Source organism: Pseudomonas typographi, from assembly GCF_014694385.1.
GTDB classification, from domain to species: domain Bacteria; phylum Pseudomonadota; class Gammaproteobacteria; order Pseudomonadales; family Pseudomonadaceae; genus Aquipseudomonas; species Aquipseudomonas typographi.
The window spans coordinates 221,717-243,007 of sequence record NZ_JAAOCA010000001.1; the positions used below are offsets into that span (position 1 = coordinate 221,717).

General features: G+C 63.3%; 13 protein-coding genes and 1 pseudogene. 3 read left to right on the top strand and 11 right to left on the bottom strand.

The genetic code is table 11. The features are described from left to right. The first annotated feature begins 108 nt into the window (after positions 1–108). Positions 109–774 carry a BUD32 family EKC/KEOPS complex subunit gene (locus tag HAQ05_RS01010; RefSeq protein WP_190416713.1) on the top strand — a complete coding sequence of 222 codons (666 nt, stop codon included), beginning with the start codon at positions 109–111 and terminating at the stop codon, positions 772–774. On the opposite strand, the gene HAQ05_RS01015 is transcribed toward HAQ05_RS01010, so the two are convergent. From HAQ05_RS01015 to HAQ05_RS01025, 3 genes are all read right to left on the bottom strand, one after another. Beyond that, positions 771–2,135 (bottom strand): hypothetical protein, encoded by a 1,365-nt coding sequence (locus HAQ05_RS01015; RefSeq protein ID WP_238936434.1) that lies wholly within the window; start codon positions 2,133–2,135, stop codon positions 771–773. The genes HAQ05_RS01010 and HAQ05_RS01015 overlap by 4 nt on opposite strands. Positions 2,136–2,361: 226 nt before the next feature. Further along, positions 2,362–3,270, bottom strand: coding sequence for a glycosyltransferase family 2 protein (locus HAQ05_RS01020; RefSeq protein WP_190416714.1), 909 nt, complete (start codon positions 3,268–3,270; stop codon positions 2,362–2,364). Continuing rightward, positions 3,257–5,011: a carbamoyltransferase family protein gene (locus HAQ05_RS01025; protein WP_190416715.1), complete on the bottom strand. Its 1,755-nt coding sequence runs from the start codon at positions 5,009–5,011 to the stop codon at positions 3,257–3,259. The genes HAQ05_RS01020 and HAQ05_RS01025 overlap by 14 nt, the downstream gene beginning before the upstream one ends. A gap of 187 nt (positions 5,012–5,198) precedes the next feature. On the opposite strand from HAQ05_RS01025, the gene HAQ05_RS01030 reads away from it, so the two are divergent. Further along, positions 5,199–8,132 carry a DUF6543 domain-containing protein gene (locus HAQ05_RS01030; protein WP_190416716.1) on the top strand — a complete coding sequence of 978 codons (2,934 nt, stop codon included), beginning with the start codon at positions 5,199–5,201 and terminating at the stop codon, positions 8,130–8,132. 164 nt (positions 8,133–8,296) lie between these two features. On the opposite strand, the gene HAQ05_RS01035 is transcribed toward HAQ05_RS01030, so the two are convergent. From HAQ05_RS01035 to glnE, 8 genes and pseudogenes are all read right to left on the bottom strand, one after another. Further along, positions 8,297–9,727, bottom strand: a complete 1,431-nt coding sequence (locus tag HAQ05_RS01035; protein ID WP_190416717.1) for a lipopolysaccharide kinase InaA family protein — start codon at positions 9,725–9,727, stop codon at positions 8,297–8,299. Beyond that, entirely contained in the window at positions 9,727–10,479 is a 753-nt protein-coding gene (locus tag HAQ05_RS01040) for a lipopolysaccharide kinase InaA family protein (protein WP_190416718.1), read from the bottom strand. Before HAQ05_RS01040 ends, HAQ05_RS01035 begins: the two co-directional genes overlap by 1 nt. Then, the gene (locus HAQ05_RS01045) at positions 10,476–11,210 is read right to left on the bottom strand and encodes a lipopolysaccharide kinase InaA family protein (RefSeq protein ID WP_190416719.1); all 735 of its coding nucleotides are present in this window, start codon (positions 11,208–11,210) and stop codon (positions 10,476–10,478) included. Before HAQ05_RS01045 ends, HAQ05_RS01040 begins: the two co-directional genes overlap by 4 nt. Then, positions 11,210–12,016, bottom strand: a complete 807-nt coding sequence (gene rfaP, locus HAQ05_RS01050) for a lipopolysaccharide core heptose(I) kinase RfaP (protein ID WP_190416720.1) — start codon at positions 12,014–12,016, stop codon at positions 11,210–11,212. The genes HAQ05_RS01045 and rfaP overlap by 1 nt, the downstream gene beginning before the upstream one ends. Then, positions 12,013–13,137, bottom strand: coding sequence for a glycosyltransferase family 4 protein (locus tag HAQ05_RS01055; protein WP_190416721.1), 1,125 nt, complete (start codon positions 13,135–13,137; stop codon positions 12,013–12,015). Before HAQ05_RS01055 ends, rfaP begins: the two co-directional genes overlap by 4 nt. Then, positions 13,137–14,231 carry a lipopolysaccharide heptosyltransferase I gene (gene waaC, locus HAQ05_RS01060; protein ID WP_190416778.1) on the bottom strand — a complete coding sequence of 365 codons (1,095 nt, stop codon included), beginning with the start codon at positions 14,229–14,231 and terminating at the stop codon, positions 13,137–13,139. Before waaC ends, HAQ05_RS01055 begins: the two co-directional genes overlap by 1 nt. A 2-nt stretch (positions 14,232–14,233) precedes the next feature. Next, positions 14,234–15,283, bottom strand: a complete 1,050-nt coding sequence (gene waaF / locus HAQ05_RS01065) for a lipopolysaccharide heptosyltransferase II (RefSeq protein WP_190416722.1) — start codon at positions 15,281–15,283, stop codon at positions 14,234–14,236. Between the two features lie 21 nt (positions 15,284–15,304). Then, positions 15,305–18,121: pseudogene (glnE, locus tag HAQ05_RS01070) on the bottom strand (bifunctional [glutamate--ammonia ligase]-adenylyl-L-tyrosine phosphorylase/[glutamate--ammonia-ligase] adenylyltransferase); the annotation flags it as partial. 514 nt (positions 18,122–18,635) lie between these two features. On the opposite strand from glnE, the gene aceE reads away from it, so the two are divergent. After that, the gene (gene aceE, locus HAQ05_RS01075) at positions 18,636–21,281 is read left to right on the top strand and encodes a pyruvate dehydrogenase (acetyl-transferring), homodimeric type (RefSeq protein ID WP_190416724.1); all 2,646 of its coding nucleotides are present in this window, start codon (positions 18,636–18,638) and stop codon (positions 21,279–21,281) included. Positions 21,282–21,291: the final 10 nt, after the last annotated feature.

Genomic DNA, 21,291 nt, shown 5'->3' on the forward strand with positions numbered 1-21,291 from the left:
CTTGAAACGGCGATGGTAACACACCCCGCAGGGCGCCCAAATGGGGGGGCCGGCAGCCCCGCGCCGGCCAATTCGGGTAAGATGGGCGGCTAATTACGGGAACGATCAATGCAACCACTCAACCATAGCGCTTACCTTGCCCTGCGCGAAGGGGCAACCGTCATCGAGGCCGACGGTACGGGTGAAAAGGTGCTGCAATTGCCCGATGGCCGTTTTCTGAAACTGTTCCGACGCAAGCGCCTGGTGACTTCGGCGGCACTGTTTCCTTATGCCCAGCGCTTTGCTGACAATGCAAGGCGCCTCGGTGATATGGGGATCGCTACCCCACAGGTGGTGGCGGTTTATCGGGTCAAGAGCATCGAGCGAGACGCGGTTTATTATGAGCCGCTGCCCGGCAAAACCGTTCGCCAACTGATGCACAGCCCTGGCCAGGCCGAACCGTTGCGCCGGCAATTCGGGGCGTTCGTTGCGCAGTTACATACCCACGGGGTGTACTTTCGCTCGCTTCACCTGGGCAATGTCATCCTCACACCGCAAGGCGGCATGGGCTTGATCGACATCGCCGACCTGAATTGCCAATGGCGCACGCTCAGCGCCAGCAAGCGCCTGCGCAACTTCCAGCATATGCTGCGTTATGCCCATGACCGCGAATGGTTGCGAGGCACCAATGCCGGGCATACCTTCCTCGAAGCCTACCAGCAGGCACTGCCCAGCAGCCGCCCGTATACCCGTTTACTCAGCACGCTCGGTGCGCTGTTTGCGCCCAGCGCTTAGTGCCCGATCACCACCACGGCGTCGCCCTTGCGGTTGGCAAAGTGGGCAAGCACCTTTTGCTGATGCTCGACCAACCAGGCGCGCAGCCATGGCTCGTTGCCGCTAGCCTCGATAACGAAGTACTGGTACCCCTGGGCCTGGTCGGTATTCATGACCGCCTCGGGGGTGGCTTCGTCCACCTTATAGCCTCGGCCGGCATAATAGGCGATGCGCCCGTCCTGGTAATAAATAGACGCCTCGCGGGGTGTGTGGCCCGCTACCCAGTGGCCGGCTTCAACGTAGTGGGTTTTCTGCGCGCTCAATGAAATCACGTTACCTATCATCACCAACACACCTAACCCAATAAGGGCCTTGCCCAAGCGTGGGTAATGGCTGGCAAACATACTCATCGCCACTGCGAGCAGCGGCACGGCCAGCAAAATTAAAAAGCTCAGGTAACGGCCGTTGACAAACTGCATGCGAATAAAAAACAGCATCAGGATACACAGATACAGCAGGCCGGTAATGGCCGCGACCCTGAAGTCCCGCCAGTACACCTTGAACGCGTACCAAGGGCGCGGGCTCAAGAAGGCCAGGGCGAAGGGGCCCATCAAGCCTATGCATTTGATCAACAACGACCCGCTAAGGCCGATGAAGATAATTCGGCCGGCTTCGTTGGCCGAGTACTTGTTGATCAGCGACGCTGCAAACTGCTCAGACAACTGATGGAACGCGCCGAACATGGCCGCCGGCCGTACCAGCTCTACGTAATACTCCCACCGGCGTACCGGTACGTCGCCCAATGCCAGCACCAGCAGGCCGCCCATAAGCGCAGCCGCCGCGGGCGCCCATAGCATCTGCAACAAAAGGCGCCGCTGCCGTGGCTCAATAACATCGGGAAGGCGCCACAGCACCATGGCCAGCACCAGCACCAGCGCCTCAAGGCGAAACAGGCTGGCCAACGCAATGGCGAGGTAGATAGAGCCGGCCAACCACCAGCCGCCGTGTTTCTGCCAGCGCATCGCCAGCCATAAGGCAAGCACGCAAAAGAACCAGAAGCCGGACTCACGGATGATATCGCCACGGAACTGATTGACCGCGGGCATCGCCAACACCACCAGGCAAGCCCAATAAGCGGCCTGCCGAACCCGCTGGCGCACACCATCGACCACCAGGGCGCAAGTGCCCGCCAAAAACAGCGTCGACCAAAGATAAGCACAGGCTTCCAATGGCAAGCGAAGCACCCTATGGGTGCCGGCCAGCAGCAGGGAATACCAAGGCCAATCGAACACGCCCCACGCGGCGCTGGCGTCGTGATCGATAACCTGCTGCGCGATGTCCAGGTAAAAAGCGCCGTCTCGGCCAACCGTTACAACGCCCATGATCGCAACAAACGAGAGGAAGACGCTGCCAAAGAAAGCTAAAGGCACCGGCTGCAGGCGCCTCGCCAGCGGCCGCGCACAGCGGCCCATCCCGTTCGCCATACCGGCTAAGCGCATAAAATCAAACCTTGGGTAAATGGCACCAAACGCTGTGCGAACTGGCCCGCCTCAACGCGGCGGGCGCTGCGGGAGGGGGCCCAGGGGAATCGAACCGGGCACCCGTGCTTCACTTGAACAGGCACCGGATGGCTTTGCGGGTGTAAGACCAACGCTTGGCCGAGTACAGGTCGGCACGCAGCGCCTGAATATAGAACGCTTTGGCCTTCTCATATTCGCCCGCGCTGTAGCAATCGCGAAACAGCGACAGGTAGCGTTGCGCGATGAAGGCCTTGCGCAGGTCATGAAACTCTGCCGGCATGCGCATGGCGTGAAACACTTCGTCAACCATGCCTATGCCGGCGGCGAGGCTTTGCTTGAGGTCGTGGCGCATGCTGCCTGGGTGTTTGTATATCAATGCCAGCGGTTGGTCGAGTACGGTGCACGGAAAGCGCGCCAGCACTTGAGCGAACACCGGGATATCTTCAACGTTGCGCAGGTGCTCCGGATAGTTGCCCGGCACAAATACGTCACGATGCATCGCGCAGGCACCATTGGCCAGCGAAACGGTTTTGTCTATCAGGTAACCGCGCACCCGCTCCCTGGGCGTTGCCGGTAACGGCTTCACGGTATGCAGTATCCGGGTGTGGTTCTCCAGCACCGACCAATGGCTACCGATGATCAGCCGGCTATTGGGGTTGGCTTGAATATGCGAGGCCAGCACACCCAGCGCGCCGGGCGCCATTTCGTCATCGGCGTCTAAAAATACCAAGTACCGGCCACGGGTTTCGGCTATTCCGCGATTGCGCACCGAAGACAAACCACCGTTGGGCTTGTGAAGCATGCGAAAGCGCCCCCCATGCTCAGCCCATAGCTGCTGCAGTACACGGGGAGTAGCATCGGTGGAGCCATCATCGATGACCAGAAGCTCGGTGCCGGCATCCAGTTGCGCCAGCACCGAGTTCACCGCCCGGGGTAATAGATCGGCGTAGTTATAAGCAGGTATAACGACGCTGATCAGCACGCTAGCCGAGCTCATACCCATCCGCACCATCCTTGACCACCAGGATGTCTTCCATTATCAGATACTGAAGGTCCGAACCAAAGAACATATTCAACGCGTCGGTGGGCGAGCAAATCATTGGCTCGCCGCGGCGGTTGAGCGAGGTGTTGAGCGATACACCATTGCCGGTGAGGTCTTCAAGTGCCTTCATCATGTCATAGTAGCGCGGGTTGTACTCACGCTTGAGCACTTGTGCGCGGGAGGTGCCATCTTCATGGACCACTTCCGGCACCCGGGTTTTCCATTCGTCGTTCACCTCGAACGTGAAGGTCATGAACGGTGCCGGGTGGTCGACCCTGATCATCTGCGGCGCCACGGTGTCGAGCATCGATGGGCAGAAAGGCCGCCAGCGTTCGCGGAACTTGATCTGCTCGTTGATGCGATCAGCCACGCCCGGCACGCTCGGGCAACCGATGATCGAGCGGCCGCCCAGCGCACGCGGGCCAAACTCCATGCGCCCTTGGAACCAGGCCACCGGGTTGCCATCGACCATGATCTGGGCGATGCGCCGCGGCACGTCATCGAGCTTGCGCCAGGCCGGTGCGTTAGGGTGGCGGGCGCAGGCGGCGATCACATCTTCGTTGGAGTAGGCAGGGCCCAGGTACACATGTTCCATCTTCTCGACCGGCACGCCGCGGGCGTGGGAGGCATAAGCCGCCGCACCCACCGCGGTACCGGCGTCGCCAGACGCCGGCTGCACGAATAATTCCTTTACGTCGGGGCGGGCGATGATCTTCTGGTTAAGCTTCACGTTCAGCGCGCAGCCACCGGCGAAGGCCAGCTTGCCGGTTTCCCTGAGAATGTCGCCCAGGTAGTGGTCGATCATCTGCAGCGCGAGTTTCTCGAACAGCGCCTGCATGCTGGCCGCGTAATGCACGTAGGGCTCGTCGGCGATGTCACCTTCGCGCTTGGGGCCCAACCATTCGATGAGCTTGGGCGAAAAGTAAAAGCCCTTGCCGTTTTCCTTGTAACGGCGAAGGCCGATGACGTTGGCGTAGTCGGTGTTGATCACCAATTCGCCATTCTCGAAACTGGCCAGGCGCGAGAAGTCATACTGGCTGGCATCGCCGTAGGGCGCCATGCCCATGACTTTGAACTCGCCATCGAGCATTTCGAAACCGAGAAATTCGGTAATCGCGCCGTACAGGCCGCCCAGCGAATCCGGGTCGAAGAACTCCTTGATTTTATGGATCCGGCCGTTCTCACCGTAGCCAAAAAAGGTGGTGGCGTACTCGCCCTTGCCGTCGATGCCCAGGATCGCGGTTTTTTCCGTGAAACCCGAGCAATGGTAGGCACTGGAGGCGTGGGCAAGGTGGTGCTCGACCGGCTCGATCTTCACTTTTTTCGCATCGAAACCCAGTTGTTCCAGGCACCATACGATTTTGCTGCGGTAGCGCTTGTAGCGGCGGTTGCCCATCAACAGCGCGTCAAGCGCGCGATCCGGGGCGTACCAATAACGTTTGGCATAATGCCAACGGGCCTTGCCAAACAGGCTGACAGGCGCGAAAGGGATCGCGACCACATCGACATCGCTGGGCTTGATGCCTGCGTGTTCCAGGCAGAACTTCGCTGACTCATAAGGCATGCGGTTCTTTGCGTGTTTATCCCTTACGAAACGCTCTTCTTCGGCGGCGGCGATGAGCTTGCCGTCGATGTACAGCGCAGCGGAGGGGTCGTGGCTCAGGGCGCCGGACAGGCCAAGGATCGTCAATGCCAAGGTTAAGCCTCTTCGAACACAGATCGGTTTGAATCGAAAACGGGCGAGTATACCAACTCGGGCAGGCCCGCACACGTCAACGCCGTAACCTAACTTTAAACCCGTGCAATCGCAGGTAGTAGTTATCGCATACCTTCAGCCCGGCTGGCTGTGAGACAGAAGCACTTTAGCCACGGAGCCATCCGCCATGCCCTACACCGAAGCCCTTGAGCAACTATATGCGCTGGACAGAGCCCTAGCCGCCGGCCTAAACGCCGCGCCGGATCTATGGGCCACGCTGGCGCAGCGGCTGGCCGATGCGGTGCCCGCTGAGCTGGCCCAAACACCGCCCGATGGCCTGTACCTGGCCGATGAGCCGCTGACCGCCTGGGTGGCCCGGCGCATCGCCGACCCCGGCGCGATACTCCCCGCACAGAGCACACGGCTGACGGCTCAAGGTTTCATAGCGGTCAACGAGGGAGGCCACCATGCCCTGGTGCGCTTTATCGAGGTGTTCTGCCCTGATGCGCGCCAGCTTTGGCTAGACAACCTGACCCGCTACTGGGCCTACCAGCCAGTGGCAGGGCGGCCACGCCAGCAGTGGTTGGCCGAGCGGCTGCGCCAGCAGTGGCAGGCCCAACTGGAGCTGCGCGAAACCGCGCAAACGCTGGCAACGCCGGCATTGGCGCTGGCGCGCCGCGCCATGGATGGCATCGAGCCCTGGAAGGGCCAAATTGAACTCGGGCGCCATCGCCACAGGGTTGCACTGCCCGGCGCATTCGTGCTGGCCGCCACGGACCCGGCCGTTACCGCCGCGCAGCCTTGCTTGTTGTCTACCCTGGCGTGGGGCTGGGAGGCCTTCGACAGTTGGCCGGCGCTGTGGCAGGAACTGGCCGAGCGGCTCGAAGATGACCTGCAGGGCCCGGCACTGGTGAGCAGCCTGGCGCCGGACGATTACCCTATTGGGCGTGCCGCCGAACACCTCGGTTTGGCGCCACGCAGCCGGCCGCTGTTCACCGAGTTGGCGGCCTCGCTCATCCGCCGCCAGTACGCCGCGGCTCAGGCTGCCTGGCCGCAGGCGCTTGAGCCGCTCGGCCGGGGGGACATGGTCGAGGCCAACCAACGCTTGGCCGATGCCTTGCCGTTGGCGCCGCTGTTGTCTAGCCAGGCCATTCGGCAAACCCATTTCGTGACCTTGGTGGAAAAAAAGGCCCCGGCCTGGCTAACTCGGTTGAACCAGGACGAGCGGGTCATACTGCTGCGTAGCATGCTTGAGCTGCGGGTCGCGACAATGAACGCCTTGGGGCCCCGAATGCTTACACTGGACCAGTTCAACGACCCGGTTCACTTGGAGCAATTCACCCGTGAACAGCTGCGCACGGCATTGCGCAGCCACGGCATCACCCACGCGCCGGATGCCATTTGGATCACCACGGTGGCTGCCCGCGCAGTGGGGCCGATCATCAACCCTGGCCAGCCGACCGGCTCTTCGTATATCCCCGGCGCGGTGCTGGAAAGCGCTGGCGGTACGGTGGAACTGGTGCCTACCCGGCAGAGCCTGATGCAGCTTGCCCTGACCAACATAAGCCCCGCGAATTGGGACTACCTGCTGACCGCCACCGTGCAGGATGAACAAGGCCAGGCCATCCCCGGGTTGCGCGGGTCCACGGCGCGCAAGATCGTTCGCCAGATCAATGTAGCCCAGCGTTATGGCGCGTACCTAACCAGCCAACTGCGTACCGGCCCCCTAGGGCAGTGGCGGCGCACGACCTATGCCCGCCTGTTGAAGGCCAAAATGCGCTATGAAGGGTTGCGCGCAGGCTTTCGCCGCCACCTGCCATCGCGGGCACTGCACCCTTGGATTACCGCGCTGCTCCATTACCCCTGGCGCCCTCATGGCACCACCGAGGCCAGCCGGCCGCTGCACAGTTGGCAATTGGTGCTACGCGGCACCCCCGTGCACGGCGTGTACCTGATAGGCCCGGAACCGGACAACACCCCCACGCCGGTCTTGCTGTATGCGCCTGACAACCCCACCCGGCGGCATTGGATGCTGTTTGCCGACCGCCAGACCTTCACCCGCCAATGGCTGGGCGATGAGCGTGTGAAAGAGTACCTGATACGGCGCACCGCACTGGCCGAGCACCCAGCGCTGCGCCGCCTATTCAACGGCCGCGGCGTCCATAGCCACATCGAAGCCGTCCTCACCCGCGGCAGTTTTTTCGGCCACGCCTACCAGTCGGAAACGCGCCTGATCATCGCCAACGCCGATGCCATGTCGGTGAGCAATGCCGAGGTGAACCAGGAAGTGATCACCGAAGCGACCCTGACCTTGATAGAACTGTTGTCTGCGGTATTACCGGCCAAGGTTACCGGGCCGCTGTCGCTGGCGCGCGCCGCATGGGCCGGGGTGCAGTTCTGGCAGAGCGTGCAGGCCGAAGAAAGCATCGACATGCAGCTTGCGCATGTGGCGGACATGCACGCGCACCTGCTCGAAGGCGCCATTGCGCTCAGCTCAAACCCCCTGATGAGCAAAGTGATGCGCAGGCTGCCACTGAATGTGGGTGTTCCAATCCACAGCCATTACGCGGCCAAGCACAGCAATACTCAACTTAAATACAAACTCAGCTCGGCCAGCCAGGCTGCCAGCGGAAGCCGACAGACACGTCATGGCACCAGCGACTATTACATCGAGGATGTGTTCGGGCGCAGGTACGAGGTATTGAACGACGGCGAACACTGGCGCGTGGTCGATGCACGCAACCCTGGCGCCCCTTTCAAACCGGTGATCCAGCAAGGGCCCGGCGGTGAATGGGAGATCGTGGACTTCTCGCTATGGAAAGGCGCGCTGCCGCATATTCCAGCGCTGCTGGATCGGTTGGCGAGCCCCGCAAGCATAGGCAATTTGCCCAATGGGCAGGTGAGCCCATTGGCGAACGGGCATTACCTGCGGCTGGGCCAACGGTTGATCGAGGTGCGCCCTAGCGTGTTGCCCGGCCGGTATACGACGGTCATTCCCCCGGCCAAACGCAGCGAAGCCACATTGACGGTGCTGTGGCGCTGGTCGGCCTCCACGGCGACCTGGCAAGCCAAAGCACGGCTACACGCAATGAGCACGCGGTGGTTCGACCTACCGCACTAGTGTGGTGTTTCAGAAGTTCGCACCAGAATTGACGCGTGAACTTTGTGGTCGGGCAAGGCGCCGTGACGCGTCATAGCAGGGCTATGGCGAGGAGCGGCAACGCAGCCCGGCAGCAAAAAGCATCGTCAAGATTGTGCAACGAACGTCTGAAACGCCACACTAGCTTACCCCAGCACTTGCTCCAGGCGCTGGCGCAGGGCGCTGCCTTCGGGCCAGTTGCGCAAAAAGCGCTCGACGTCGCGGCGGTGCGCCTTGGCGAACGCTGCCGCACGGGTGTGATACTGCAGCGCATCCAAGTCGATGAGTGCCCATTGCCCACGGTGCCAGAACAGGTTATGCCCCTTCAGGTCGCCATGGCTGATGCGTTCGCCCGCCAACCTGGCAAACAGCGCCTGCATCGCTACCCATTCGGCTTCAGGCACGTCGCCGGTTTGCTCGTAGGGCGCCCACTGTTCGAGGATGTCGGGCCCTTCGAGGTATTCGGTGACCAACCATGCGCGCCCGCGCAGGCCCAACACTCGGGCCTCGCGGACCGCCAGGGGCATCGGCGTGGCAAACCCCAAAAACGCCAGGCGATGCCCGGCCAACCACGAATGCCACGCGCGGCTGGGCCGCCAAAAGCGCTTGAGCCAGTGGGCCAACCCTTTGATGTTGTACCGCTTGATGATCAGCGGCCGGGTACCGGCCTGCACGCGGGCGACCGTGGCGGCGCCTCCGGTTTTGTACAGGTGCCCCTGTTCGATCAACGTATCTGCGCCTTCGAGCACCGGCAGCAAGGCGGCCTGTTCGGTGCGCCGTATTGCCTGCAGCCCGGCCAGGCCACGGCTCACGCTGAACAGCGTACAATCGCGGCCAGCTTTGCCCAGGTAGTCCCGCAGCCGCCAGCGGCGGACGCTGGCAATGTGCTTGTGCAAGGCCTCCAGCGGCAAGGCGTGTTCGCTGTTGGCCAGCAGATAATGAACGAGCAGTTCTTCTGTGAACGGCTCCAGCGCTGGCGGTAACTGGGCGAAGAACACCCCGAGGTTTGCCAGCACGCGCTCGCGCGACAGCGGCTGGCCGGGCTGTTCGGCACGGATGCCGGCGCCGTCGATCACGTACAATTGGCCGCCGCTGCGCAACAGGTTGTCTAGGTGTAGGTCTTGCTGCCAAAGGCCCTTCAGGTGCATGCGCGCCATGGCGCCCAACGCTTCGGCCAGTACATCGATTTGTGCATCGGCCAACAAGGGCAGGCTGGCCACCTCGGCCCAGGCATCGCCCAAACTTTGCACCGGGTCGAGCAGTTCGAACAACAGCCAGCCGCCCTGCCCCTCTTGCAAACCGTCGGCGACCAGCGCTGGGGTGGCCAAGCCCTGCGCCTGCAGCAGCCGCACCCCGTCGCGCTCGCGTTGGAAGTGCCGCGCCGCCTTCGGCCCTACCAACAGCTTGGCCAGCACCGGCTTGCCGCGCCACACCGCCGCGCCCACGTAGCGCTGGCCGGGCAACACCCGCAGCAGGTTCAGCAGTTGCAACGGCGCGCTGCCGGCACCGTCGGCCAGTTCCACGGCCAGGGGCAACTCCGGCTCGCGCCCGGCCCGTTGCAGTTCGCCCAAGCGCATCAACGTGCCTCCTTGTGCTGGCGCCGACGCGTCAACCGGGCGAGCCAGGCGCCTACGTCCGGGCCTGGCGCGGGGCGTTGCAGGTAGGCCGCCAGCAACAGGCGCACATCCGCCTCAGCCCACATTGGCGCGCGGCGCAGCAAGGGCTCCAGGTCACGCACGCGGTCGCGCTGGCCGAACAGCAAGGGCCGTGTTTTTTCCAGGTCGATCAAGCAAGCATCGAAGCGCCCGGCCTGCTCGCGCAGGAAAATATGCTTGGGATAAAAGCAATTGTGCACCTGCCCCGCACCGTGCAGGGTGCGCGCCAGCTCGCCTACGGCCTGGAGGATGGCGGCGCGCCCCTCGGCCGCCAAATGCTGCCAACGTTCGTTGTACCATTCCAGGTCAGCCCTGCCATCCAAGGCACGGGTCATCAGCATGGCCTCGGTGCCACCGGCGGCCGCGCGCTGCCCAAAGAACACCGCATCGAGCGCCGGAATGCCACGCTCATGGTAAAGCCGGATATTACGAAACTCGCGGGCGAACGTGGGCTCGCCCCATGGGCGGCGCAAAGTGCGGGTGAGGTAGCCGCTCTGGCGCTTGAGAAAAAACCCGTGCCCTTCCAGCTCCAGGCGGCATACGCTGCTCCAGCCTCCGCGGCCGGTGTTGGGCTCATCGACGGCGGCCAGTTCCAGCCCCCACAATGCCTGGAACGTGTCCAGCCGATGGCGGGCCAGCAGCTCGCGGTCGCCCGGGCCGATAAAAACCTTCATTCCCGCCCCTCGAAGAAACTCACGATGTGCCGTATCCGTTTTTTGTCAGAAGGATTCAGCCGGCGGCGCCGCCGATACTGCAGGTAAAACCGCAGACGCTGGGTACGCGACAGGTGATACTTGGCCACCTTGTCGAGGCAGGCCAGGTCCTTGGTGATGCGGTAACGCAGCATGAAGCCCCACCAGAACGCCCCATTGGGGCAATCGATGAAATGCACCACGTCTTCGTCATCGACCAGCAGGTTGCGCCACTTCAGGTCGTTGTGGGTGAAATGATGATCGTGCATCACCCGGGTGTAGCGCGCCACCTGCTCGCTTACACGGCGTAGCCAAGTGCGGTTGCGCAAGCGCACATCATGCTGGCGGGCGAGGTGTTCGAGGTCTTCGGTGCGCGGCAATTCACGGGTGATCAACGCCCCACGGCCAAAGGCCATGCCGTCCCGCTCCAAGCCCCAGGCGACGATTTCGGCGGTGGGGATGCCCCACTTGGCAAAACGCTTGAGGTTCTGCCATTCAGCACGCACCCGCGGGTGCCCAAGGTAGCGGCGCAGGCCACGGCCAGCGCCGACGTAGCGCTTGACGTAATAGGTTACGCCGGCCAATTGCAGGCGAATCACCTGGGACAGCGCGTCGCGGGTCAGTTGCTCGCCCTGCAGTGCGAACACCGCCTCGAGGCTGCCAAAGGCCTCGGCCAAGTGCGCGTAGCCCGGCTCCAGCGTCCAACCTGCCATCAGAGCGCATCCCCGTAACGCTGTTTACGCGCATACAGCTTGGCCGCCCGGCGCTCGAGCCGCGCCAGCAGGCGGCCCTCCTCAGCCAAAACCTGGCGCAGCGGCTGGCGGAAGTACCCGCGCAAAAAGCGCAGCTTGTCGCGGCGGGTCAGGCCAATGTCGAGCGCCGAGAAATACAGCGCCGCCAAGTCTTTGTCGCGCCAGCGGCGCGGCGTGGCGGCGCGGGTCTGGGCACGGTGCAAGTCGATCACCGACAGCCTGAACCCGTCGGCGCGCACGGGCGTATCGGTGTGCAGCAAAAAGTGGCAGATGTAGCAGTCACGATGGTTCACCCCGGCGCGGTGCATGCCGCCCACCATCCGCGCCACCTCGGCGACCAGCGCGTGCTTGAGCGCCAGCGGCGGCGGCGACGTGCGCCAGTGCAGGCTGTAGTCTTCCAGGCTGATGGTCGGTGCCAGCTCTTCGGTAATGATGAACGAATGCTGGCGCGCCGGGTTGTACCCGCGTTCGCCATACGCCACGGCGGTCATGGTGGCGATGCCGGCTTCGGTCAAGCGGGCGATGGCGACGTACTCCTGCCTTGCGCCCAGGACCGGCGCCTTGACGCTGGCGAGGTTCTTGGCCACCTCGGCCCAGCCGATGCCACGGTGGATCTTGACGAAATAGCCCTTGCCGGCCACCTCGGTGCGCAGCGTGCGGCGGCCTTCGAGTTCGCGGTACACCTCACCCTGCAGGCCCTCCACCGCCACGAATGGGTCGCGCCCGGCCCACAGCGCGGCGAACGGCTCGGCCAGCATCAGTTTCATTGGCCCGGCCCCGCAAGGATCACATCGGCGGCCCGCTGGGGCATGCTGTACAAGTCGGCGCTGGCCGCAAAAGCCAAGCCGTTGCGCGCCCAACGTGCGCGCGCGGCGTCATCCTCGAGCATCTGTGCCAGGTCACGGTTCAGTTGAGCCTGTTCGAAAGGCTCTGCGAGCACCCGGCCGCTGTCGGCCTCGGCGATGTAATGGGCATAGCCGCATACGGCGCTGGCGAGCACCGGCAAACCCGCTACCAACGCCTCGAGCAATACGGTGCCGGTGTTTTCGTTATAGGCCGGGTGCAGCAGCAGGTCGGCACCGAGCAGAAAGCGCGGGATGTCCGGGCGGCCCTTCATGAACGTCACCTGCTCGCCCACCCCCAGTGCCGTGGCCTGTAACTGGAACACCTTGGGGTCGTCCTGGCCGATCACGAACAGCCGGGTACGCGCGCGCAACGGGGCCGGTAACGCTGCCAGCGCCTTGAGGGTGCGGTCGGTGCCCTTGGTCTTGAAGCCCGAGCCGATCTGCACGATGAGGCGGTCTTGCTCGCGCAGTTTGAATTCTCGGCGAAATTCTTCACGGATCGCTTCGGCGTCAGCCGGGCGCCGGCGATCTTGGGCGATACCCGGCGGCAACAGGTGAAAGCGCCCTGCCGGGGTACCGTAATGCTTCACGAACAACGGTTGCTGCACTTGGGAGATCATTAGAATCTGTGTTTTCGAGGTGGGGGCGAATACCGCCCGCTCATACTCGGCAAAGTGCTTGTAGCGGCCGAAGTAGCGGTAAAGCGGGTTACGCAGTGTTTGCGCCTTGTCTTCGAAGCAACCATCGGCGGCGTAATACACGTCGAGGTTGGGCATTTTGTTGAAGCCTACCACGCGGTCGACCGGCTCGCGCGACAGGTCGCGGGCTATCCATTGGGTAAGCTTCTGGTTACGGCGGTGGTTGAACAAGGCCCTGACCGGGACGATGCGCACGTCGAAGCCCGGCGGTATGTCGCCTTGCCAGATCGGCGTGTAAACGCGAATGCAGTGGCGACGGCGCTGGCACTCCAGGGCAATGCGCATGAAGTCACGCTGCAAGCCGCCAAAGGGGAAATACTTGTAAAGCACGAACGCCAATTGCATCAACGCGGGCCCTCTGCCAGCAAAAGCGTGCTCAGGCGGCCGGCCACACGCTCGGGGTTCACGCGGGTGAAGCACAGCGGCCATTCGCGCTTGGGGTCATGCCGCGCGAGGTCGTCAGGCGTGGCCATGTAGGTGCACTGCTTCTGCAGGCAGGGTGCACAGGGTTTCCAGTCACTGGCCAAGTGCACCTGGGTTTTGCCATAGGCGCCGGTAAGGCCCGGGTTGGTCGGCCCATACACCGACACCGTAGGCACATCCAGGGCGGCGGCCAAGTGGCCAAGGCCGGTATCCACCGCCACGCATGCCCGCGCCTGCACCAATACGCCAGCGACACCCGCCAGGTTGAGCTTGGGCAGCACCTGTACGTTGTTCATACCCGCTGCGATGCGGTGGGCCCGGCGGAACTCTTCTTCGTTGCCCCACGGCAAGCGCACGCCGATGTTCGCCAGGCGCAAGCGCTCGGCCAATTCGCGCCAGTACACCTCTGGCCAATGTTTGGTGGCCCAGGTGGTGCCGTGGAGGAACACCACGAACGGCGCAGGGTTGGGGATGGCCAACAAGCGCGACCGGTTGAGCCCATACTGGCCCGGGCCCGGTGGCAGGTCGTAACCCAGCGCCAGCGCGAACAACAAGCGCAGGCGCTCCACTGCATGTTGGCCACGCGCCACCGGCACCTTGCGATCGTAGAAGCGTGCGGCAATCGGTTCGCGCGCCGAGCGCGCGTCCATCCCCGCCACCGGGGTGTGGCCCCCCCGGGCCCGGAACGCCGGGCCGTTCACGTAGCAGGTCAGCCAAGCGCTTTTGAACAAACCCTGGGCGTCGAGCACCAGGTCGTACCGGCGCTCGCGCAGGCTGGCCTTGAACGCTTTCCATTCACCGCTTTTGTAGGTTTGCCAGAGGTGCTTGCGCCACCGGCGGATGGCCACCGGTATGACCTTGTCGACCGCCGGGTGCCAGGTAGGCAGCTCGGCAAAGCCCTCTTCGACCACCCAATCGAAACGGATACCTGGGATGGCGCGGGCGGCGTCGGTCAGGGCCGGCATGGCATGTATCACATCGCCGAGCGATGAGGTTTTTATCAACAGTACCCGCAATTTCAATCGACCCCGGCCAAGAGGTTGACGGGTACCGGCCCTTCGGCTTGGCGCAACGCCTCGATGACCCGTTGCGGGTCGAGCAGGCGCAGGCAGTTGTAGTGGCCAAAGCGGCAGGTTCGGTCGAAGCAGGGGCTGCAATCCAAGCCCAAGCGCACAACGCTGACCTGATCGGCCAGCGGCGGGGTGAAGGCCGGCGAGGTAGAGCCATATACCGCCACCAGCGGGCGGTTGAGCGCCGCGGCCACATGCATCAGGCCCGAATCGTTCGCGACCACCGCCTGGGCGCAGGCCATGAGGTCAATGGCCTCGGCCAGGGCGGTTTCGCCACACAGGTTCACCGACTCTTCGCGCAGCCCAGGGATCAGCCGCTCACGAATAGCCTCACCGACCGGGTGATCTTTTTTCGAGCCGAAGATCCATACCTGCCAGCCCTGGCGGATGCGCTCCTCGGCTACCGTGGCGTAATGCTCGGCGGGCCAGCGCTTGGCCTCGCCGAACTCGGCTCCCGGGCACAGCGCCAGTACCGGGCGGTCCAGTACCAGGCCGAACGTACCCAGGGCGGCGGCTTGGCTGTGGGCGTCGATCTGCAAGCGCGGCGGCGGGTACGGCTGGGGCAGTTGCACCCCCGGCGGGTAGGCCAGGGCCATGAAGCGCTCGATCATCAGTGGGTAGCGCTGTTTGTCGAGCTGGCGCAGGTCGTTGAGCAGCCCATAGCGGTACTCACCGCGCCAGCCGGTGCGTTTGGCGATGCCGGCAAAGAACGGCACCAGCGCCGACTTGAACGAATTGGGCAGCACGATCGCTTGGTCGTACTGGCCCTTGAGCTGGCGGCCGATGCGTCGACGGCTGGCCAGGTCGAACACGCCATGACCCAGCGGAAAACTCAACGCAGCGCGCACCTGCGGCATGCGTTCGAGGATCGGGCGGCTCCAATCAGGGGCGAGCACGTCGATGTGGCACTCGGGGTGCACCTGTTTCAGGCACTGGAACAGTGTCTGGGCCATCACCATGTCGCCGACCCAACTGGGCCCGATGATCAAAATTCTCATAGGTTTCCAGAAATACCCGCGCTAGCCGAGCCCAAGCCCGGCCCAGATTCGCATCACCGTGCGCCGCTCGGCCGCGAACTGGTCGCCCGGCACTTTCGACGGCTGCTTTTGCAGGGCCTGCCGGTGCGCGGCGGCACGGTAGGCCTTATACGCCTCGCGCAGTTGTTCGGCATCACCGCCTGGCAACAACCCGGCCTGCTCCAGGCCTTCGAGGATGCGGATGTTGTCGGTGTAGCGCAGCAACGCCGGATGCGCGCCGGACCACGCCAAGGCCGCGTATTGCACCATAAATTCGATATCGACGATACCTCCGGCGTCCTGCTTGAGGTCGAAAGCGGCCTGCGCCTCGAACGCATGGGCACCGCGCCCGGCCTCGGTCGCGCGGGTGCCGAGGTTGGCGCGCATCTTCGCACGCATCTGGCTCACCTGCTCGCGCAGCGCCGCCTGATCGCGGGGCTGGCCCAGCACCTGGGCGCGGACCCGCTCGAACCCGCTGGCCACCTCGCTGTCGCCCACCAACACACGGGCGCGCACCAGCGCCTGGTGCTCCCAGGTCCAGGCATCGTGCAACTGGTAGCGCTCGAAGGCACCCAGCGAGCTCACCAACAGCCCCGCGGCGCCGGAGGGGCGCAGGCGCATGTCGACGTCGTAAAGCTGCCCGGAGTTGGTTTGCGCAGTAAGCAGGTGAATGATGCGCTGGCCCAGGCGGGTAAAGAACTGCGCACCATCGATGGGCTTGGCGCCATCGGTTTCGGCTTGGGGGTCGCCCTCGTGGATGAACACCAGGTCCAGGTCCGAACCGTGACCCAGCTCGACGCCACCGACCTTGCCATAACCCACGATCACGAACGCCGGCGCACACAAGCTGCCGTCGGCCCGCAACGGTGTGCCGTGGCGGGCCGTGGTCTGGCGCCAGGCCAACGCCAGCACCTGTTCCAGAATAGCTTCGGCCAGCCAGGTGAGGTAATCGCTGACCTTCATCAAGGGCAATGTGCCGGAGATTTCCGAGGCCGCCACCCGCAGGCTGTGGGCCAACTTGAAGTGGCGCAGCGCCTCCATTTGCTGCTCCAGGTCGTCTTCTGGAATGCGCGCCAGGCGTTCGCGCAATTCGGCCTTCAGTTCCGGCGCCTGCGGCGGGTTGAGCAAACGCCCTTCATTGAGCAGTTCATCGAGCAACAGCGGGAACCGCGCGATCTGCTCGGCGATCCAGGGGCTGGCGGCGCACAGCGCCAGCAGTTGGCGCAGCGCACCGGGGTTTTCACTGAGCAGCACCAGGTAAGCCGAGCGCCGCGCCACCGCCTCGACCAAAGGCAGTACCCGGTCCAGCACCCGGTTCGGGTCTGGGTGTTCCGCCGCCTGGGCCAGCAAGCGTGGAATGAACGCATCCAGGCGTTCGCGGCCGATCCGTTGCATCGCGCGCAACACGCCACTGCCGCGCAGCTCCGCCAATTGCCGGAATGCCCGCTGTGGGTCGGCAAAGCCGGCTTGTTGCAACTGCCGGCAGGCCGCTTCTTCGCCTGGGCTGTCTTCCCACAGCGGTAGCCACCCACCGCCAGCGACCTCTTCGCAGCGGCCCCCGGCCTCGTCGCCGGGGTCGGCGATCACCTGGTGAAAATGCCAGGCAATGCGCTCGCGCCAATGCATCAACTGTTCGTGGAAAGCCTCCCAGGTCTCGTAACCCAGCATTACCGCCACCCGCGCTTGGTCCCTGGCACCTTCCGGGAGCATTTGCGTCTGGCGGTCGGCGATGGCTTGGATGGCATGCTCGGTGTAGCGCAAAAATTGGTAACCCTCGCGCAATTCAGCCACCACGGCCGCCGGCAGGTAACCTTGGCCCTCCAGGGTGGCCAACACGCTAAGCAGCGGCCGTTGTTGCAGGCTCAGGTCGCGCCCGCCGTGAATCAACTGGTACGCCTGGGCGATGAATTCGACTTCGCGAATACCACCCGAGCCCAGTTTGATATTCCCGGCCATGCCCTTGCGCCGTACTTCTTGCTGGATCAACTGCTTCATGGTGCGCAGCGCTTCGATCGCCGAGAAGTCCAGGTAACGCCTGTACACGAACGGGCGCAGCATCTGCAGCAATTGCTCGCCTTGCTCGGCAGCACCGGCCACGACCCGGGCCTTGATCATGGCGTAACGCTCCCAGTCGCGGCCCTGGTCCTGGTAGTACTGCTCAAGCGCGTTGAAACTCAGCACCAGCGCCCCGGCAGAACCATACGGGCGCAGGCGCATATCCACACGGAATACGAAGCCGTCGACGGTCACCGGGTCCAGCGCCTTGATCAAGCGCTGGCCCAGGCGGATGAAGAATGCCTGGTTGTCGAGCGCGCGCTTGGCGCCCACGGTTTCGCCCCCCTCTGGGTAGGCGAAGATCAAGTCGATGTCGGACGACAAATTCAGCTCACCGGCACCCAGCTTGCCCATCCCCAGCACCACCATGGGTTGGGCTGTACCGCTGCGCTGGCCAGTGGGTACACCGTATTGTTCGCAGTGGCGCGGGTATAACCAACGATACGCCTCATCTATACAAGCATCGGCAAGTTCAGACAGGTCACGGCAGGTTTGCGCAAGGTCGGCCTGGCGGGTGAGGTCGCGCCAGATGATCCGTACCTGCTGGCGGTTGCGCTGCTGGCGCAAGGCGCGGCCCAATTCCTCCTCATTGGCGGCTTGGGCAACCGCCGTAGCCACTTGCGCGCGCAACTCACCGGGGGCCATAGGCCGGTCCAGGTCGCCACTGCCGACCAAGCCCAGCAGCAGTTCGGGGCTGCGCCGGACCTGCTCGGCAACGAAATCGCTCAGGGCCAGCACCCGGTCGAACGCCGCCCAACGTGCCGCGCTCCACCCCGCCACCGCGGGCCCGTCGCTTGCGTTGGACGCCTCGCGGGACGCCTCGCGGAACGCCTCGCGCTGGCTATTGACCAACCCGTTGAGTGAAGGGGGAACGGCTATCAGCGCTGGGAGGCTCATGGTCTATCCTTGAAGCCGCGAACCCCGGCGTTTTGAGACGAAAAATGCACCGCAACAGCGAACCCGACTGTCGAACAAAAATTAAAGATTGCGCAAAATGAATGAAATTTGGCAGTACGCATCAATAACGACCTTATAGAGACTTATTTTTAACCCACAGGATCGATTATGCTCACAACCCGCCGATGCCCGAGAGGCAATCGCCTGTAGTTTTACTACTGCCCCCGCCATCCGGATGCATGAAAAGCGAATTGATTTGTAGTAAAACTACAGCCCCGCCGGGCCAACCTCCGGTAATCCAAGAATTCATGTCGTCTGCCCACAAGGCCAGTCGCAAACTCAGGTCATCGATTCTGGTGGCCTTTCCGCCCTGGAGCAAGCCATGCAAGACCTCGATCCCGTCGAAACCCAGGAATGGCTGGACGCGCTGGAGTCGGTTCTCGATAAAGAAGGCGAAGACCGTGCTCACTATCTGATGACCCGTATGGGCGAGTTGGCAACCCGCAGCGGTTCCCAGTTGCCTTACGCCATCACCACGCCATACCGCAATACCATCCCCGTCACCCACGAAGCACGCATGCCTGGCGACCTGTTCATGGAACGCCGCATCCGTTCGCTGGTGCGCTGGAATGCCTTGGCCATGGTCGTTCGCACCAACCTCAGGGACTCGGACCTGGGCGGACACATCTCCAGCTTCGCGTCCAGTGCGACGCTGTACGACATCGGGTTCAACTACTTTTTCCAAGCCCCGACCGAGGAGCATGGCGGCGACCTGGTGTTCTTCCAAGGCCACGCTTCGCCCGGCATCTATGCGCGCGCCTTCATGGAAGGCCGTATCAGCGAAGGGCAAATGGACAACTTCCGCCAGGAAGTCGGCGGCAACGGTTTGTCGTCCTACCCACACCCTTGGCTGATGCCCGATTTCTGGCAGTTCCCGACCGTGTCGATGGGCTTGGGGCCGATCCAGGCGATCTACCAGGCCCGCTTTATGAAGTACCTGGAAAGCCGAGGCTTCATCCCTGCCGGCAAGCAAAAGGTTTGGTGCTTCCTGGGCGATGGCGAATGCGACGAACCGGAATCGCTGGGTGCCATCTCCCTGGCTGGCCGCGAAAAGCTCGACAACCTGATTTTTGTCATCAACTGCAACCTGCAGCGCCTCGATGGCCCGGTTCGCGGCAATGGCAAGATCATCCAGGAACTGGAGGGGGTCTTCCGCGGCGCCCAGTGGAACGTCAACAAGGTGGTCTGGGGGCGCTTCTGGGACCCGTTGCTGGCCAAGGACACCGACGGCCTGCTGCAGCGGCGCATGGACGAAGTGGTCGACGGCGAGTACCAGAACTATAAGGCCAAGGACGGTGCGTTCGTGCGCGAGCACTTCTTCAACTCGCCCGAGCTGAAGAAAATGGTCGAAGACCTCTCCGACGACGAAATCTGGAAGCTCAACCGCGGCGGCCACGACCCGTACAAGGTCTATGCGGCCTATCACGAGGCGGTCCACCATAGCGGCCAGCCGACAGTGATCCTGGCCAAGACCATCAAGGGTTACGGTACCGGTGCCGGTGAAGCGAAGAACACCGCGCATAACACCAAAAAGGTCGATGTAGACAGCCTGCGCAAATTCCGCGACCGTTTCGACATCCCGGTGCGCGACGAAGACCTGGAAAAACTGCCGTTCTTCAAGCCCGAACAAGGCAGCGCCGAGGCCCGTTACCTGGCTGAGCGCCGCGCCGCGCTGGGCGGCTTCGTGCCGCAACGCCGCGCCAAGAGTTTCAGCGTGCCCACCCCACCGCTGGACACCCTCAAGGCTATTCTCGACGGCTCTGGCGACCGCGAAATCTCCACGACCATGGCCTTCGTGCGGGTGCTGTCGCAGTTGGTCAAAGATAAAGACATCGGCCCGCGCATCGTGCCGATCATCCCGGACGAAGCCCGTACCTTCGGCATGGAAGGCATGTTCCGCCAGTTGGGCATCTATTCCTCGGTCGGGCAACTTTACGACCCGGTCGATAAAGACCAGGTGATGTTCTACCGCGAAGACAAAAAAGGCCAGATCCTCGAAGAGGGCATCAACGAAGCGGGCGCCATGTCGTCGTTCATCGCCGCCGGCACCTCCTACAGCACCCACAATCAGCCGATGCTGCCGTTCTACATCTTCTATTCGATGTTCGGCTTCCAACGTATCGGCGATTTGGCTTGGGCGGCCGGCGACAGCCGTACCCGCGGCTTCCTGATCGGTGGCACCTCCGGGCGTACCACGCTCAATGGTGAAGGCCTGCAGCACGAAGACGGCCACAGCCACCTGATGGCGGCGACCATTCCGAACTGCCGCACGTATGATCCCACCTACGGCTATGAACTGGCGGTGATCATCCGCGAAGGCATGCGCCAGATGACCGAAGAGCAGCAGGACGTCTTTTACTACATCACCGTGATGAACGAGGCGTATCACCAACCTGCCCTGCCCGAAGGCGCCGAAGACGGCATCATCCGCGGCATGTACCTGCTTGAGGAAGACACCCGCGAAGCCTCGCACCACGTGCAGTTGCTCGGTTCCGGCACCATCCTGCGGGAAGTGCGCGAAGCGGCGAAAATCCTGCGCGAGCAATACAATGTCGGTGCCGACGTATGGAGCGTCACCAGCTTCAACGAACTGCGCCGTGACGGCCTCGCCGTGGAGCGCGCCAACCGCCTGCACCCAGGCGAGAAACCCGCGCAAACCTATGTAGAACAGTGCTTGGACGGGCGCAAGGGCCCTGTCGTCGCCTCTACCGACTACATGAAGCTGTACGCCGAGCAAATCCGCCAGTGGGTACCGACCCGCGAGTACAAAGTGCTGGGCACCGACGGTTTCGGCCGCAGCGACAGCCGCAAGAAACTGCGTCACTTCTTCGAGGTAGACCGCCACTTCGTGGTTCTGGCAGCCCTGGAAGCGTTGGCCGACCGCGGTGATATCGAACGCAAGGTGGTGGCCGAGGCCATCGCCAAGTTCGGCATCGACCCCGACAAACGCAACCCGCTGGACTGCTAAGGAGAACCTT